This is a genomic window from Leifsonia sp. TF02-11 (assembly GCF_017565305.1).
Classification (GTDB): domain Bacteria; phylum Actinomycetota; class Actinomycetes; order Actinomycetales; family Microbacteriaceae; genus Leifsonia.
Genome location: NZ_JAGEKP010000007.1, coordinates 384,948 through 400,146, shown reverse-complemented (window position 1 = coordinate 400,146; position 15,199 = coordinate 384,948). Strand labels below are relative to the sequence as shown.

The window sequence follows — 15,199 nt, the reverse complement described above, 5'->3', positions numbered from 1 at the left end:
TGGACCCCACCATCGACATGGCCGCCGACGTCGAACGCTTCTTCACCCTCCTGCGCCCCTGAGCCCCTGCGGGCCGCGAGATTCGTCACGAATGTCACTTTTCGTGCCACGAATGTCGACATTCGTGACGAATCTCGATCGTCGCCGGGGTGCGAGATTCGTCACGAATGTCGTGATTCGTGGCACGAATGTCGGGATTCGTGACGAATGTCGCGGAGGTCAGCGGTAGTCGTAGACGCGCTTGTATTTGCCCTCGCTGCGGGGGAGTTCGGCGGGCTCGGCGAGGACGACGTCGACGGTGGTGCCGATGTGCGTCTTGATGCGCTGCTGGAGGACCTTCGCGGCGGCCTCGCAGACGTCGCGTTCGAGGGCGGGGTGCCGCTCGATCCGCACGGTGAGCGTGTCGAGCCTGCCCTCCTTGCGCAGTTCGAGCACGAAGTGCGGCGTGAGCGTCTCGATGCCGAGCACGAGCTCCTCGATCTGGGTGGGGAAGAGGTTCACGCCGCGCAGGATGATCATGTCGTCGTCGCGGCCGGTGATCTTCTCGATGCGCCGCAGCGCCGGGTACGCACTGCCCGGCAGCAGGCGGGTCAGGTCGCGCGTGCGGTAGCGGATGACCGGGAACGCCTCCTTGGTCAGGGAGGTGAAGACGAGCTCGCCGTGCCCGCCGTCGGCCACGGGCTCGCCCGTCTCGCCGTCGATCGTCTCGGGGAGGAAGTGGTCCTCCCACACGTGCGGACCGTCCTTGGTGACCACCGACTCGCTCGCGACACCGGGGCCCATCACCTCGCTGAGGCCGTAGATGTCGACGGCGTCGAGCTCCAGCCGACGCTCGATCTCGGCCCGCAGTTCGTTCGTCCACGGCTCGGCGCCGAGGATCGCGACCTTCAGCGACGTGCCGCGCGGGTCGAGCCCCGCCGCCTCGATGGCGTCGGCGATCGTCAGCAGGTAACTCGGCGTGCACATGATCGCGTCGGGCTCGAAGTCGTGGATGAGCTGCACCTGCCGCGCGGTCTGGCCTCCCGACATCGGGATGACCGTCGCGCCGATCCGCTCGATGCCGGCGTGCGCGCCGAGACCTCCGGTGAAGAGTCCGTAGCCGTAGGCGTTGTGCACCTTCCAGCCGGCCGTCACCCCGGCCGCGCGCAGCGAGCGCCCGACGAGGTCGGCCCAGCGGTCGAGGTCGCCCTGCGTGTAGCCGACCACGGTCGGTCGCCCGGTCGTGCCCGATGACGCGTGGATGCGGCGGACCTCCGACATCGGGACGGCGAACATCCCGAACGGGTAGGTCGAGCGCAGGTCGTCCTTGGTGGTGAACGGCAGCAGGCGGAGGTCGTCGAGACTGCGGATGTCGTCGGGCGCGACGCCCGCCGCGTCGAACTTGGCACGGTAGAGGGGAACGTTCTCGTAGGCGTGCTTCACCGTCCACTGGAGGCGGTGGAGCTGGAGGGCGCGCAGCTCGTCGCGCCCGATGGTCGCCGGGTCGACCTCGGCGACGTCGAGCACTGCGTGGGCGGTCGTCTTCGACACGGGTCGCTCCCGGTTCAGTCGGCGGCGCCGCGGCTGTCGCCCGCGGCCCGATTGGTGGTGAGCGAGCGACCGCGGAACTCCGCAACGGCGTCGCCGGTCTCGTCTGTCACGGTGACGTCGTAGACGCCGGTGCGCCCGATCAGGCTGCGGCGCACGGCGTGCGCGGTGAGCGTCTGCCCGGCGCGCGTGGACTTGAGGAAGGTGATGTCCGCGCCGGCGGCGACGGTCACCCGTTCGTCTTCGTTGCAGGCGATCGCGAAGGCGGTGTCGGCGAGCGCGAACACGAGGCCGCCGTGCGTGATGGCGAAGCCGTTCGTCATGTCGTCGCGCACGCGCATGCTGACGACGGACTCGCCCGGTTCATCCTTCTCGACCTCCATGCCCAGGGCGGCAGAGGCCCGGTCGCGCTGCATCATCGGGCGCACCGGCTGCTGCGGCTGCATCGACTGCTCCGGGTCCGCGGTCATGCGCGCACCGCCGGTCGAACCCCGCTCACCAGGAAAGCGTCGGACATCGTCATCCTCACCCGCCGGCGGATCGTGCGTCCACGGCGACGCGCGAATTCCTTACCGATCGTTCGGTAATCGTCGCATCCCGATGCCGTGCACGCAACCTCCACTCGCCGAAGGGCACGTTGTTGTCCCTTTCGCGCGTCGAAAGGGACAACAACGTGCCCCTCGGCGGAGGTCAGAGGGCGTTGCGGCGCGCGACGGCGCCGAGCCAGCCGAGGGACGGCTTGGGCGTGCGCTCGAACGTCTGCAGGTCGACCCCGACGAGGCCGAATGTCGGCCGGAAGCCGCTGGCCCACTCGTAATTGTCGAGCGCGCTCCAGTGCAGATAGCCGCGCACGTCGATCCCCTCCTCGATCGTCTCGTGGATGGCGCGCAACGACTCCGCGGTGTAGGCGACGCGGCGGCTGTCGTCGGCGGTCGCGATTCCGTTCTCCGTCACCATGACCGGCGTGTGCCCGCTCTTCTGCCAGGCCGAGCGGATGCCGTTCGCGGCGGCCGGCGGATAGAACTCCCAACCGGTCAGGGTGGTCTCGACGTCATCGGCGACCGGACGCGGCCCCTCCGGCCCGATGAACGTGCGCGTGTACGCCTGCACCCCGACGAAATCGTCGCCCTCGGCCTGCTCGAGGTACCAGTCGTCGCGCGGGTACCCGTACTCGTGCAGCATCTCGGCCGCGCCCGGCTCGTCCACCGCCCGGAAGTCCTGCGTGGCGATCGTCCAGCCGCTCTGCAGGCCCGGCACCGACGAGAGCACCTCGCGCGCCCTCCTGTGCGACGCGAGCAGCGCGTCGGCGACCTGGAGATCGGGGTTCGGCAGGCCGAAGGCGACCAGGTTGGCGGCGTCCTCACCGCCCGCCAGCATCGCCGCGATGTTGGGTTCGTTGATCGTGCACACGTAGCGCACGCCGTCCTCCAGGATCGGCAGCACGGTCTCGGTGTAGCGCGCGAAGAGGTCGGGCGCCTCCGGGTTGCGCCAGAAGCCGGCCGCGTCCATCCACCGCGGCACGGTGAAGTGCATCAGCGTGACGACCGGCTCGAGACCGACGTCGAGGCAGGCGTCGATCATCCGCCGGTAGTGGTCGAGGGAGGCCCGGGAGACGAACCCGCGCTCCGGCTCGATGCGCGCCCACTCGACGGAGAACCGGTAGCTGTTCAGCCCGGCGTCGGCGAGCAGCCGGAGGTCCTCCGGGTAGCGGTGGTAGTGGTCGGCGGCGTCGCCGCTCGGCTCCACGATCGGCGTACCAGGGGTGTGCTCGAGAACCCACCAATTGCTGTTGACGTTGTTCCCCTCCACCTGGTGGGCAGCGGTCGCGGCACCCCACAGGAAGCCGTCGGGAAAGGTGAGCACAGAGTTCTCCTCGGTTCGTGGATGGAAGGGACGTCAGCCGCGCGGGCTCGGAACGGCGTCGAGCAGCCGCACCGTGTAGTCGTCCTGTGGCCGCTGCAGCACCTCGGCCGTGTCGCCGCGCTCGACCACGACGCCCTTGTCGAGCACCAGGATCCGGTCGGTGACGAGCCGCGCGCTGAGCAGGTCGTGGGTGATGTAGAGCATGCTCACGCCGCGCGTGCGCCTCAGCTCCTCCAGCAGGGCGAGCACGCCGGCCCGCAGGGACATGTCGAGCATCGAGACCGGCTCGTCCGCGATGATCACCTGCGGGTCGCTCGCGAGGGCGCGGGCGATGACCACGCGCTGGCGCTGGCCGCCGGAGAGCTGGTGCGGCAGCCGGGAGGCGAACTTCTCGACAGGGGTCAGGCCGACCGTCTCGAGCAGTTCCCGCACGCGGGCGCGGGCCGCGCCGCCGCGCAGACCGGTGAAGTTCTCGACCGGCCTGGTCAGGATGTACTCGACGGTGTGCAGCGGGTTGAGCGCCGCGTACGGGTCCTGGAACACCATCTGCACCTCGGAGTGCAGCTGCTTGAGCGCCCGCCGGCCGCGCAGCGTGTCGATGCGGGTGCCGCCGAACGCGATGGTGCCGGAGGTCGGCCGCTCCACGCCGGTGATCAGCTTGGCGATGGTGGACTTGCCGCTGCCGCTCGCGCCGACGAGCGCCATCGACATCCCCGGCTCGAGCGTGAACGACACCTCGTCGACGGCACGCGTCGCGGCGCCCCTGCGGCCCTTCGGGTACACCTTGGTCAGGTGGGAGACGACGATCGGCTCACGTGCGCCGAGCCGCTGCCGGGCGGCGGCGCCCGCCGTGCGCGCCCCCGAGACTGCACCGGTGTCGGGCGCGGGACGCGCCTCCCCCTCCGCGCGGCGGTCGAGGCCGGGCACGCTCACCTCGGCGGCCCGCGGGTCGCCGTAGTGGCTCAGCAGCATCTGCGTGTACGGGTGCTGCGGCGCGTTCAGGATGCGCTCGCTCGGCGCGTCCTCGACGATGACGCCGTCGTGCATGACGAGCACGCGCTGCGTCGCCTCCAGCACCACGCCGAGGTCGTGGCTGATGAGCACGGCCGTGAAGTTCTCGGACGCCTGCAGCTGCCGGATGGTGTTCATCACCGCGTGCTGCACGAGAACGTCGAGGGCGGTGGTCGGCTCGTCGAAGACCATCAGCCGCGGTTCCAGCGAGAGCGCGAGGGCGATCGAGACGCGCTGGCGCATGCCGCCCGAGAGCTCGCCGGGGTACCGGTTCAGGGTCGCGGGAGGCAACTCCACCTTGGCGATGAGCTCCTCCGCCCTGGCGGCCCTGGCGCGCGGCGGCACATGTCCGTGGGCCGCGAAGATGTCCATGAAGTGGTTGCGGATCGTCCGCACCGGGTTGAGCGCGTTCATGCCCGACTGCAGCACCATGGCGAAGCCGCCCTGCCGCTGGGTGCGCACCTCCTCGATGGAGAGCGCGGCGATGTCGGTGCCGTCGAACAGGATGCGGCCTCCCGCGATGCGCGCCGGCGGCTTCGACAGCCGGGTGAGCGCGAAGCCGAGCGTCGACTTGCCGGAGCCCGACTCGCCGACCAGCCCGACGAACTCGCCCTGGTCGAGCTCGAAGCCGACCCTCTTCACGGCCTCGAACGCGGTGCCGTCGCCTTCGTCGTAGACGACGGACAGGTCTTCGACTCGCAGCAGGCTCATCGCGCCGCCTTCCTCTCGCGCAGACGGGGATTGCTCAGCCCGTCGACCCCGAAGTTGATGAACGTCATGGAGACGGCGAACAGCGCGATCATGAAGCCGGGCGCGAACAGCTGCACCCACTGGCCGGTGAGCAGGACGTTGCTGTTCTGCGCCCAGAAGAGCATCGTTCCCCAGCTCACCGTGTTCGGGTCGCCGAGACCAAGGAACTCCAGGCCGGCCTCCGCCAGGATGGCCGCGGTCGCCGCGCCGAAGAAGCTCGCGACGATCAGCGATGTCATGTTGGGCAGGATCTCGCGGAATACGATCCGGTTCGCGCTCTCGCCGCTGAACTTCGCCGCCGTGACGAAGTCGCGCGAGCGGAGGGTCTGGGTCTGCGAGCGCAGCACCCTGGCACCCCACGCCCAGCCGGTCACCACGACCACGAGCACGATGACGCCGATCCCGCCGTTGTGCAGGTACGCCGCGATCACGATCATCAGCGGAAGCGACGGGATGACCAGGAAGAGGTTGACCACGAAGCCGACGCCCTCGCCCCAGAACGCGCGGACGTAGCCCCAGCTGAGACCGACGACGACGGCGACGATCGTGCTGAGCAGACCGGCGACCAACGCCACCGACACCGAGATCCGGGAGCCCCAGATCAGCTGCGAGAGCACGTCCTGGCCGACGGCCGTCGTGCCGAGCCAGTGCGCGGCGCTGCCGTCCTGACTGTGCGGGAACGACGTGTCGTGCGGGTCGTACGGCGCGAGCAGCGGAGCGAAGATCGCCATCAGGATGAACAGCGCGAGCAGGACGATCCCGAAGCGCGCCTTCGGCTCCGACCAGACCGTCCCGAAGGCGCGCCCGACGACGCGCAGCGGGTTCCAGCCCTTCTGCTCGCCGGCCGAGGCGGCGGCGACCTCGGTCGCACGCACGGAGGTCGTGCTCGGTGGCTGCGTCATCGTCGGCTCCTTCTGCGTCATCGTCTGGTCCTCGGGTCGAGCACGCCGTACAGGATGTCCACGAGGAAGTTCGCGATCAGGACGCTCACCGTGATGATGAGGAACAGCGCCTGCATCAGCGGGTAGTCCTGGTTGGTCACCGCGTGGAAGAGCAGGAGGCCGACGCCCGGATAGGCGAAGACGGTCTCCACGAGCAGCGATCCGCCGACCACGCCGCCCAGCACCATGCCGAACGAGGTGAATTGGGGCAGGAGCGCGTTGCGGGCCGCGTAGCGGAGGGCGACGGTGCGCGTGCGCAGGCCGTTGGCCTCCGCGAACGTCACGTAGTCCTCGCCGAGCGTGTTGACCATCGTGTTGCGCATGCCGATGATCCAGCCTCCGAACGCGGTCAGCAGGATCGTGAGGCCGGGCAGGATGCCGTGGTACACCGCGTCGGCGAAGAAGCTCCAGCTCCAGTTCGGCGTCGCGGTCTGCGAGTACGCGCCGCTGGTCGGGAACCAGCCGGCCACGTAGCCGAAGAAGAAGAGCAGCAGCAGCGCGATCCAGAAGTACGGGAACGCGGAGAGGAACTGGCCGCCGACGGTCGGGATGGTGTCGAGGGCCGTGCCGCGCTTCCAGGCCGCCAGCACGCCGAGCAGGGTGCCCAGCACGAAGGCGAGGATCGTCACGGTGCCGACGAGCACGAGCGTCCACGGCAGCGCCGCCCCGATCAGGCTGGACACCGACTGCGGGAAGTAGCTGAACGACGGCCCGAAGTCGAAGTGGACGATCTGGCCGAGGTACGTCACGTACTGGTCCCAGAGGCTGCCGGTCGGCACGCCGAGCTGGGCCTCGATGGAGGTGCGCATCGCCGGGGACACCGGGCCGTTCTGGCTGAGCTTGGCGATCGCCGCGTCGGCGGGCGAGCCCGGCATCAGGCGCGGCAGGATGAAGTTGACCGTGATGGCGGCCCAGAGCGTGAGGACGAAGAGTCCCAGCTTGCCCAGCAGGTAGCGCACGACGCCTCCTTTCGCTGTGGTCGATGTGGTCGGTCGGTGCGGTGGGAGCGGGGCCGGTCGCGGGTGGTCACCCGCGACCGGCCTCCGCTCACTTCGCCTTCGTGAGGTGGGTGAGGATCAGCAGCGAGTTCTCCGTCCAGGTGGCCGGGGTCGCGTACGGGTCGCTCTCGCTCGGCCAGCCGGTGAAGCTCTTGTCGCTGAACAGGCCCCAGAGGCCGCCGTAGAACAGGCTGATGACGGGCAGCTGGTTGTACATGACCTCCTGCAGCTGGCCGGCGATCTTCTTCTGGTCGCTGTCGGAGGTGGCCGAGCGCATCTGCTCGAGCAGGGCGTCCGCCTGAGGGCTGCTGAATCGCTCGAAGTTGCCGGACGCCGCGGTGCCGATCGGCTTGACGAACTGGCTGCTCATCAGGGTGTTGAAGTCCTGGTAGACGCTGCCCGCGCCGCCGAACGCCCCCATCAGGAGCTGGAAGTCGCCGTTGTTCTGTGCCTGGGTGTACGCGGCCGGCTGCGGCTGGTCGATCGTCACCGCGATCCCGATGGCCTGCAGCTGCGACTGCACTGCCTGCACGCCGCGCAGCCAGTCGGTGTAGCCGTTCGGCGTGGTGATCGTGAGCTGCAGCTGCTGGCCGGAGCCGTCGACGAGCTTGCCGCCCTGCTGGGTGTAGCCGGCCTTCTCGAACGACTGCAGCGCCTTCTGCGTGTCCTGCGCGATCATGCCCTGGTCGGGCAGGGAGGGGTTGAGCCACGACTGCGCGTTCGGCAGCAGCAGGCCGTTCTGGCCTGCGGCCTTCACGTAGCCCTGCTCGGCGTCGTTGGCGATCTTGTCCCGATCGAGAGCGGCCGCCAGGCCCGCACGGAAGTCCACGTTGTTGAACGGCGCCTTGGTGAGGTTGGGGATCAGCGAGATGGTGCCGCCGGGCGGGAACCAGTACTTGTTGTGCTGCTTGTTCGCGCCGACCCAGGTCTTGTCCACGTTGTCGATGAACGAGTATGCCCAGTCGTAGCCGCCCTTGACGATCTGGAGGCTGGTGTTGGAGGCCGGAAGCACCAGCTTCTCGGCCGCGACCTTGTCGGCCTGCCAGTACTTGGTGTTCTTGACCATCGTGTACTGGTTCGGCGCGAAGTCGCCGACCACGTACGGTCCGGTGGCGACCGGCTTCTCGTTCGTCCAGGTCACCGGGTCCTTCACGGTCTTCCAGATGTGCTCAGGAACGATGATCTGCTGGTCGATGATGGTCGCCGCGGGCACGTTCGGGCCCTTCAGGTGGAACGTGACGGTGCTGCCCGAGGAGCTGATCGTGTCGATGTTCTGCCACTGCCCGAGCAGGTCGAGCGCCGGCGTCTTCTTGAGCAGGTCGAACGTGTAGACGACGTCGGCCGGGGTGAACGGCGTGCCGTCGGACCAGTCCACGCCCGAGCGGATCGTGTACTCGATCGTCTTAGGGTCGACGACCTTGTCGCCGGTCGCGAGGAACGGGGTGGCCTTGCCGTCGATGGCGTTGACCACCTGCAGCGGCTCGTACATGTAGTGCGCGCCGGTGCGGGCGGTCGGCGCGAACGGGTTGAAGTTGCGCACAAACGTCGGGTTGCCGCCGTCCGCGCCGAAGAGCAGGGAGCCACTGGCCCCCGAGCTGCCGGATCCGTTGGAGCCGGAGGTCTGGATGCTGCACGCGCTCATCGCCAGCAGTGACGCGGCGGCGGCGATAGCGACGAGTGAACGCCGGAGGCGCGTTCTTGGCTTGTTCATCGCAAGGGGTCCCTTCAGTCGACGATGACGAGGTGCTCCGCACTCGGGCGGTGAGGCTGTGCTCGGTTTCGGTCGGAGTGGCCGAACCGGTGAGCGGGACCCACTGTAAGCGCATACGAAACGTCTTTCAACCCCTCCCCCAAAAGATGGTTCCACATGCCAGAATGTGATCAAGTCCACCCATTCGCGGAAGAATTCGGGGGAAAAGTGGCAGGAAAGCCCACGGTGTATGATGTCGCAGCGCACGCCGGCGTCTCGATCGCTACGGTCTCACGTGTGCTCACGCGACCCGAGGATGTACGCGCTTCCACTCAAGAGCGCGTCCTCGCCGCTGTGCGCGAGCTGCGTTACGTCCCGAGCGGCAGCGCACGCGGCCTCGCCTCGCGCCGAACGGGGGTGCTCGGGCTGTTCCTCCCCGGCGTCGACGCTGTCGAAGACCTGAGCGACCCCGCGATCGACGTCGACCATCCCGTCGAAGTGCGCCTCGATCCCCCGCGACCCGGCCAGCGACTGGGCGCCGATCTGTACTTCGAGGCCGTGCTCCGCGGCTGTGAACTCGAGGCGTGGCGCCAGGGCTTCTCGCTGATGATCAGCGTGGGGCGCGGGCGGTCCCCGGAATCGTTGGAGATCGCCCTGAGCGACCTCGCCGGCAAGGTGGACGGTCTGGCGGTCATCGCGCAGAGCGCACCGCACGACGTCCTCAAGCGGATCGGCGACAGCATCCCGGTCGTCTATCTGGCCGGCCAGCGCAGCGGCGACGACTTCGACCACATCACCGTGCGCAACCGGGAGGGCATGCGCGCGCTCACCGAGCACCTGATCGACGCCCACGGCATCCGCGACCCGATGTACCTCACCGGCCCGTTCGACTCCCCCGACGACGCCGAGCGCTACGGCGGCTTCGCCGAGGCCCTGGAGGGCCGCGGAATCAACCCGACGGCGCTGCCGGTGCTGCACGGCGAGTTCTCGCGCGAACGCGCCAGGGTCGTCGCCGCCGACCTGATCGCCGGCGGCCGCCTCCCCCGCGCCCTCGTCTGCGCCAACGACCAGATGGCGCTCGGCGTGCTCGACGCCCTCGGCGCCGCGGGCCTCCGGGTGCCGGACGACGTCATCGTCACCGGCTTCGACGGCATCGACGACGGGACCCGGTCGACGCCGCGCCTGACCACCGTCCGCCAGCCGATGCTGGAGCTGGGGCGCGCCGCCGTGCGCGCGATGGTCGCGAGGCTCAACGCCCCCGACCTGGCCCCGACCAACGCGGAACTCCCCGTGACGGTCCTCCTCCGCGAAAGCTGCGAGGGACCCCTCCTCTAACCGCCGAGACGTGAGCGATCTCCGGAATCCGTGAGGGCATCCCGGCGACTACTCACGTCTCGGCGGCCCGCAGCGGGGCTACTGTGCTGGCATGGGCGGGCGGATGCGCGGAGTGCGGGCGGCGGCGGGTGCCGCGGCGATCGCGCTCGCGCTCGCGGGGTGCACGGCCGGCGCGTCGGCGCCGGGCACCGGCACGGGTGCGCGGAGCGCGCAGAGTGCGCCACGCGCGACCGCGCCGGCGCCGCCGGGGGCGACCGCGTCGTCATCCGGCCTCCAGCACATCGTGGTCATCGTCGAGGAGAACAAACCCGCGACCGCGATCATCGGCGACCCTGACGCCCCCTACCTGAACCAGCTGGCCCGCTCCGGCGCGCTGGCGACGCGCTACTCCGCGGTCACGCACCCGAGCCTCCCGAACTACCTGGCGCTCACCAGCGGGACCACGGGAGGCATCACGACCGACTGCAACCCGCCAGGCGGCTCCTGCCTGGTCACCGGCCCCAACCTCGCGGCAGAACTCGACCGGGCGGGACGGTCATGGAAGCTGTACGCGGAGAGCATGCCGGCGCCGTGCACGACCACGAACACGTCGCTGTACGCGGTGAAGCACAATCCGTTCCTCTACTTTCCGAGCGTGACCGCCCGGCCGGCGTACTGCGCGTCGCACGACGTGCCGTACACGCAGTTCGCCACCGACCTCGCGTCGGCGACGACGCTGCCGGACTTCGCCTTCATCAGCCCCAACCTCTGCAACGACATGCACGACTGCTCCGTCGCGACCGGTGACGCCTGGCTGCGCGCGAACGTCCCCCGGATCCTCGCCTCCCCCGCCTTCACCACGCAGCGGTCGCTCCTCGTCGTCACGTTCGACGAGGGCGACGCGTCGGACAACACGGTCGCCTGCCTGTTCGCCGGCCCCGCCGCCCGCGCGCAGACCGTCTCTGACGAGCCGTACACGCACTACTCGCTGCTGCGCACCGTCGAGGAGGCGTGGGGGCTGAATCCGCTCACCGGGGAGGACGCCGCGGCGACGGCGATGACGCCGCTGCTGAAGTGAGCGTCCTGACCCTGCGAATCCCGACACGGTACTGGCGCCCGCGGCGCGGAGGTGCTTCGTTGGTGTCATGGCAGCCGTGAAGCGCGTCATCGCCTTCCTGCAGGAGAACAAGACCACCGACTTCTACTTCCCGACCCTGTCGGAGTGGGGAGCGCAGGTCGCGAACACCGGGCCGCTGCGCACCACCGCCCCCGATTTCGACCAGCCGCACGACCGCAACGCCTGGGTGCACTACGCGATGGGCGACTATCCCGCCGAGCCGATGCAGCTCGACAACGACCAGGTCATCCCCTACTACAGCTGGCTCGCCAAGACGTTCGTGTTCAGCGACCACCACTTCGGCTCCGGCTCCAACTCCACGCCGGGCCACATGCTCGCCGTCGGCGGACAGATGCCGACGCTCAAGAACCCGCCGTTCGTCGGGACGCACCCGGTGTGGGACCTCCCGTCGATCTTCAGCGTCGCCCAGAAGGCCGGCGTCAGCTGGGGCGCGTTCCCCGACCAGGACGGCTATCCGGTCAAGTTCTACACGTCGCTCTCGACGCCGCCGGGCACCGACGACGTGCACCCGCCGTCGCAGTTCATCCCGATGGCGAAGGGCGGTACGCTGCCAGAGGTCTGCTACGTCTGGTCGCCGGCCGGCTACGACGAGCATCCGCCCGCGACCAGCGCCCCCGACTACATCGCCAAGGGCCAGGGGCTCGTGTGGCAGCGCGTCCAGGCGGTCATCGACGGCGGAGGCTGGGACGAGACCGTCTTCATCCTCACCTGGGACGACTGGGGCGGCTACGCCGACTCGGTGCCGACGCCCGCGATCGAGACCGTGCCGGACGCCCTGCACCCGGACGGGTTCCCGATCATCGGCGGCTCCCGCATCCCGCTGCTGATGTTCGGCGGTGCCGTGACGCAGGCGATCGACCCGGAGTGGCACTCGCACGCATCGATCCCGAAGACGATCTGCGACCTCCTCGGGCTCGGGACGTTCGGGGTGCCGCGCGTCGACGACGCGCCCTCGCTCGCCCACCTGGTGCAGCCGGGGCTCGGGCGCCCGGTGCCGCCGGCGCCAGGGAGCACGGTCGTGCAGCCGGTCGCCCCGATCCCGCGGCCGACGCCCGTCGCTCCCGCCCCCTGGCCGGGACCGCTCGGCCGGCCGCTGCCTCCGCTCGTGACCCTGGACGGCAGCACGGTACCCGCACCGATCGACGGGAAGGTGAACCCGAAGCCGCCGAAGGCGCCGGTCGCGCCGCCGGCGTGACGGGTACGCGCGTCAGGCGAGCGGCGAGGCCGGGCCGAGCGGAACGATCTCGCTGTGCTCGGCGCCGCCGCTGTACCAGACGAACTCGGCGGCGGAGATCAGCTCGCTCGGAGCGGGCGCGATGGGCCGGCGCGACGCGTCGAGGTGCGCACGCCACTCGTCGTCGGACAGGGCCGCGCAATAGACCAGCGAGAGGTGGAAGACCCAGTCGTCGAGCGCCAGCTCGCCGATCCGCTCGAGGTCGGTGGCGTCCAGCGTCCTGGTCAGCGACGCGTACGCCGCCGTCAGCGCCGGCGACCGCCGCAGTCGCGCGATCAGCACCTGGAACGGCGCCGGGAATCCGTCGATCGCCTCCACGGCGACCTCGATCGGGTCCAGTGCCGCCGCCCACGAGCGCACGGTGTCGCGCAGCGCATCGACGCGGTCGGGCTCGGCGAACCCGCGCAGAGTGACGTGACCCGTGTTCGGATGCGGGAGCCCGCTCGGCAGGCGTTCGAGGAGGATGCGCTGCTGCGTCGCGTAGAACGCGCCGACCTCCGCCGCGGGCCTCAGCACGACGTACTGCTGGCCCTCCAGCGAGGCCAGCGTCGCCGGGTCGGTCATGAACGGTCGCATCGCGGGCCTTCCCTCGGCGGGCCGCGTCCACCTCGGCCACCGGTCCCACGCCCAGGTTGCCACATTCGATCGTCCGCGACGCCCGTCGGCGCGGGCCGTCAGAATCGCGCCAGCCAGGCCCGCGCGATGTTGTAGACACCGGAGGCGATCAGCCCGAACCCGACGGCGACGATGATCGCGCCGCCGAACGGGAACTGCTCCAGCGTCGACAGGCCGCCGGCCAGGCCCGTCGCCGTCGCCGGCTGCGCGCGGACGGCCGCCACGATGAACGCCGCTCCGGCGAGACCGACGACGATGCCCTTCGCGACGTAACCGACCGCCCCGAGCGCGGTGATGCCCCGCCCGGCCCATCCCGAAGGCACCGCGATGTCGCGTCGGAAACGGAGCCGGATCCCTTTCACGACGAAGTACACGCCCACCGCACCCGTCACGATCCCGAGCACCCCGAGCAGCACCTGGCCTCCCGGCGACGACAGAATGCTTCCGCTCACGTGGCTCGTCGTGGTGCTCGCGTGGGATTGGTGGCCGTCGGCGAACGCGAGCGCGGTGACGCCGAGGACCGCGTAGGCCGCGGCCTTGCTCAGGTGCTCCAGCCGCCGCAGCCAGCGGTCGGCGGCGGAACCGGCTCTGACCAGGACCGCTTCGGTCAGCAGCCAGAGCGCGAGCGCGAACAGGCCGATCGCCGCGACCCAGAGCACGACGAAGCCTCCCGGGAGCTTCGAGACCTCCTCCAGCGCCCCGGTCTGGTCGGGCTCCCCCACCCGCGACGCCCCGAGCTGGATCGCCAGACCGCCGAGCAGTACCTGGATCAGGCCGCTCGCCGCGAACCCGACCCTGGCGGGGACCTCCAGGAACGTGCTGTCGCCGGCGGTCCGTACGGCGCTGCGGAGCTCGGCCCCGGCGTCCGCCGCCGCGCCACTCGAGCCGACGCTCATCGGATCCTGCTCACCGGACGGCCGCCCTACTGTTCCCTGTCGTGGTCTCGGTCGTGGCCGTCGTCCCCCGGGATGCTGCGCAGCACCGACCAGCCATCGGCCTCTGCGATCGTGATCTCGCCGTCGCCGCCGGGAGCGTGCGCGAAGAAGACCGCCGCCCCGGCCTTCTCGCCGGGGCCGCCGTAGGTCGAGAGCAGTTCGTCGCCGTCCGGCGAGAGGAGCACGTAGGCGCGCTTGGGGACGAGCTCTGCCCAGTCGGAGACGACCTCCGCCGCGTCCGCGATCATGCACCGACCGCCTTGCGCAGGATCCCTCGCGCCCACCCGAGCACGCCGGGGGTCTCGTGGCGCCGGAACCAGCTCGCGTACACGGCGATCTTCGCGTCGGAGGCTTCCGCGAAGCGGCCGAGGCTGCGACCGTCGGCCGCCGAGGCGATGAAGCCGTCGTCCACCCGCTCGATCATGCCGAGGTAGGTCGACGGCGTCTCTGCGACCCACAGCCCGTCGATCGGCTCGCGCCAGGCGAGGTGCTCGCTGGGGGCGGGGGCCCGGTCGTCGCGACGGCTGCCGGTGGCTGCCGCGGGCAGGCGGAGGACCGGTCGGACATCCTTGATCGCGATCGTCATGATTACCCCTTCGAGACGTGCATTTCGTGAAGTAACTAGAGCTTCTAGCTAATTGATCGTCGTAGCAAGTTTCGGCAGGGGGGTTGATTTTGCGCTGCCGGGATGCTAGTTAGTTGCGGCGATTGAGCATCTAGAGACTGATGTAGCTAGATCCTCTAGCAATACGCTAGGCTCGGCGCGACAACCGAACGAAGGAGAGGACGATGGGGACGCTGACCTACGACGGCGAGAGTTTCACCTTCGACGACAGAACACTGGCGCACCTGCAGGCAGCGGTGACGCTCAAACTCCGGCGGCGCGAACCGTTCCTCCTCAGCTGGGCATCGCAGGAGGCCGGCGACTCGGCGCGCACCTCGCTCTGGATCGACAACGCCATCCCGATCCGATACGACTTCGACCAGGCGGAGCCCGGGCGACTCAACGACGCCTGGCTCAACAGCATGGTCGAGATGGCCAGCCGCGCGAGCGGGATCCTCGTCACCGAGGAGCCGACCAACCTCGGCGCATACCGCGAGCGCCGCGAGCGGCCGACCGCGCGACAGGTCGCTGTCGCCGCTCGCTAGACGCTCTAGCTTGTAGCTGGTCTATCATCTGTTG

The 15,199-nt window shown here is 69.8% G+C and carries 15 protein-coding genes; 4 read left to right on the top strand and 11 right to left on the bottom strand.

Annotated features, from left to right (window positions below; all coding sequences use genetic code 11):
* Window positions 1–219: 219 nt before the first annotated feature.
* From paaK to JNB50_RS12170, 7 genes are all read right to left on the bottom strand, one after another.
* Entirely contained in the window at window positions 220–1,530 is a 1,311-nt protein-coding gene (gene paaK / locus JNB50_RS12200) for a phenylacetate--CoA ligase PaaK (RefSeq protein WP_208040406.1), read from the bottom strand.
* A gap of 14 nt (window positions 1,531–1,544) precedes the next feature.
* Window positions 1,545–1,997 carry a hydroxyphenylacetyl-CoA thioesterase PaaI gene (paaI, locus tag JNB50_RS12195; RefSeq protein ID WP_243768359.1) on the bottom strand — a complete coding sequence of 151 codons (453 nt, stop codon included), beginning with the start codon at window positions 1,995–1,997 and terminating at the stop codon, window positions 1,545–1,547.
* Window positions 1,998–2,217: 220 nt separating this feature from the next.
* Window positions 2,218–3,390: a glycoside hydrolase family 1 protein gene (locus JNB50_RS12190; RefSeq protein ID WP_208040405.1), complete on the bottom strand. Its 1,173-nt coding sequence runs from the start codon at window positions 3,388–3,390 to the stop codon at window positions 2,218–2,220.
* 33 nt (window positions 3,391–3,423) lie between these two features.
* Window positions 3,424–5,112 carry an ABC transporter ATP-binding protein gene (locus JNB50_RS12185; RefSeq protein ID WP_208040404.1) on the bottom strand — a complete coding sequence of 563 codons (1,689 nt, stop codon included), beginning with the start codon at window positions 5,110–5,112 and terminating at the stop codon, window positions 3,424–3,426.
* Entirely contained in the window at window positions 5,109–6,053 is a 945-nt protein-coding gene (locus tag JNB50_RS12180) for an ABC transporter permease (RefSeq protein WP_208040403.1), read from the bottom strand. Before JNB50_RS12180 ends, JNB50_RS12185 begins: the two co-directional genes overlap by 4 nt.
* Before the next feature lie 17 nt (window positions 6,054–6,070).
* The gene (locus JNB50_RS12175) at window positions 6,071–7,051 is read right to left on the bottom strand and encodes an ABC transporter permease (protein ID WP_208040402.1); all 981 of its coding nucleotides are present in this window, start codon (window positions 7,049–7,051) and stop codon (window positions 6,071–6,073) included.
* 88 nt (window positions 7,052–7,139) lie between these two features.
* Window positions 7,140–8,801, bottom strand: coding sequence for an ABC transporter substrate-binding protein (locus JNB50_RS12170; protein WP_208040401.1), 1,662 nt, complete (start codon window positions 8,799–8,801; stop codon window positions 7,140–7,142).
* A gap of 156 nt (window positions 8,802–8,957) precedes the next feature.
* Here JNB50_RS12170 and JNB50_RS12165 point away from each other — a divergent pair, with 156 nt between their 5' ends.
* The 3 genes from JNB50_RS12165 (at window position 8,958) to JNB50_RS12155 (ending at window position 12,427) form a co-directional block, all read left to right on the top strand.
* Window positions 8,958–10,115, top strand: coding sequence for a LacI family DNA-binding transcriptional regulator (locus tag JNB50_RS12165; protein WP_243768358.1), 1,158 nt, complete (start codon window positions 8,958–8,960; stop codon window positions 10,113–10,115).
* 91 nt (window positions 10,116–10,206) lie between these two features.
* Window positions 10,207–11,172, top strand: coding sequence for an alkaline phosphatase family protein (locus JNB50_RS12160; RefSeq protein ID WP_208040399.1), 966 nt, complete (start codon window positions 10,207–10,209; stop codon window positions 11,170–11,172).
* A gap of 67 nt (window positions 11,173–11,239) precedes the next feature.
* Window positions 11,240–12,427 (top strand): alkaline phosphatase family protein, encoded by a 1,188-nt coding sequence (locus JNB50_RS12155; RefSeq protein ID WP_208040398.1) that lies wholly within the window; start codon window positions 11,240–11,242, stop codon window positions 12,425–12,427.
* Window positions 12,428–12,439: 12 nt separating this feature from the next.
* Here JNB50_RS12155 and JNB50_RS12150 read toward each other — a convergent pair whose 3' ends face one another.
* The 4 genes from JNB50_RS12150 to JNB50_RS12135 form a co-directional block, all read right to left on the bottom strand.
* Window positions 12,440–13,030, bottom strand: coding sequence for a 2'-5' RNA ligase family protein (locus JNB50_RS12150; protein ID WP_208040397.1), 591 nt, complete (start codon window positions 13,028–13,030; stop codon window positions 12,440–12,442).
* Window positions 13,031–13,140: 110 nt separating this feature from the next.
* Window positions 13,141–13,977 carry a DUF1206 domain-containing protein gene (locus JNB50_RS12145; RefSeq protein ID WP_208040396.1) on the bottom strand — a complete coding sequence of 279 codons (837 nt, stop codon included), beginning with the start codon at window positions 13,975–13,977 and terminating at the stop codon, window positions 13,141–13,143.
* Window positions 13,978–14,003: 26 nt separating this feature from the next.
* Window positions 14,004–14,264 carry a hypothetical protein gene (locus tag JNB50_RS12140; RefSeq protein WP_208040395.1) on the bottom strand — a complete coding sequence of 87 codons (261 nt, stop codon included), beginning with the start codon at window positions 14,262–14,264 and terminating at the stop codon, window positions 14,004–14,006.
* Complete coding sequence (locus JNB50_RS12135; RefSeq protein ID WP_208040394.1) at window positions 14,261–14,602, bottom strand: hypothetical protein; 342 nt, start codon at window positions 14,600–14,602, stop codon at window positions 14,261–14,263. The genes JNB50_RS12140 and JNB50_RS12135 overlap by 4 nt, the downstream gene beginning before the upstream one ends.
* A gap of 203 nt (window positions 14,603–14,805) precedes the next feature.
* Here JNB50_RS12135 and JNB50_RS12130 point away from each other — a divergent pair, with 203 nt between their 5' ends.
* Complete coding sequence (locus JNB50_RS12130; protein WP_208040393.1) at window positions 14,806–15,165, top strand: hypothetical protein; 360 nt, start codon at window positions 14,806–14,808, stop codon at window positions 15,163–15,165.
* The last annotated feature ends 34 nt before the right edge of the window (window positions 15,166–15,199 follow it).

Coding starts and splice junctions, on each gene's coding strand:
- paaI (WP_243768359.1), bottom strand. CDS start 1,997: ATGACCGCGGACCCGGAGCAGTCGATGCAGCCGCAGCAGCCGGTGCGC.
- JNB50_RS12185 (WP_208040404.1), bottom strand. CDS start 5,112: ATGAGCCTGCTGCGAGTCGAAGACCTGTCCGTCGTCTACGACGAAGGC.
- JNB50_RS12180 (WP_208040403.1), bottom strand. CDS start 6,053: ATGACGCAGCCACCGAGCACGACCTCCGTGCGTGCGACCGAGGTCGCC.
- JNB50_RS12170 (WP_208040401.1), bottom strand. CDS start 8,801: ATGAACAAGCCAAGAACGCGCCTCCGGCGTTCACTCGTCGCTATCGCC.
- JNB50_RS12165 (WP_243768358.1), top strand. CDS start 8,958: ATGCCAGAATGTGATCAAGTCCACCCATTCGCGGAAGAATTCGGGGGA.
- JNB50_RS12160 (WP_208040399.1), top strand. CDS start 10,207: ATGGGCGGGCGGATGCGCGGAGTGCGGGCGGCGGCGGGTGCCGCGGCG.
- JNB50_RS12155 (WP_208040398.1), top strand. CDS start 11,240: ATGGCAGCCGTGAAGCGCGTCATCGCCTTCCTGCAGGAGAACAAGACC.
- JNB50_RS12150 (WP_208040397.1), bottom strand. CDS start 13,030: ATGACCGACCCGGCGACGCTGGCCTCGCTGGAGGGCCAGCAGTACGTC.
- JNB50_RS12145 (WP_208040396.1), bottom strand. CDS start 13,977: ATGAGCGTCGGCTCGAGTGGCGCGGCGGCGGACGCCGGGGCCGAGCTC.
- JNB50_RS12140 (WP_208040395.1), bottom strand. CDS start 14,264: ATGATCGCGGACGCGGCGGAGGTCGTCTCCGACTGGGCAGAGCTCGTC.
- JNB50_RS12135 (WP_208040394.1), bottom strand. CDS start 14,602: ATGACGATCGCGATCAAGGATGTCCGACCGGTCCTCCGCCTGCCCGCG.
- JNB50_RS12130 (WP_208040393.1), top strand. CDS start 14,806: ATGGGGACGCTGACCTACGACGGCGAGAGTTTCACCTTCGACGACAGA.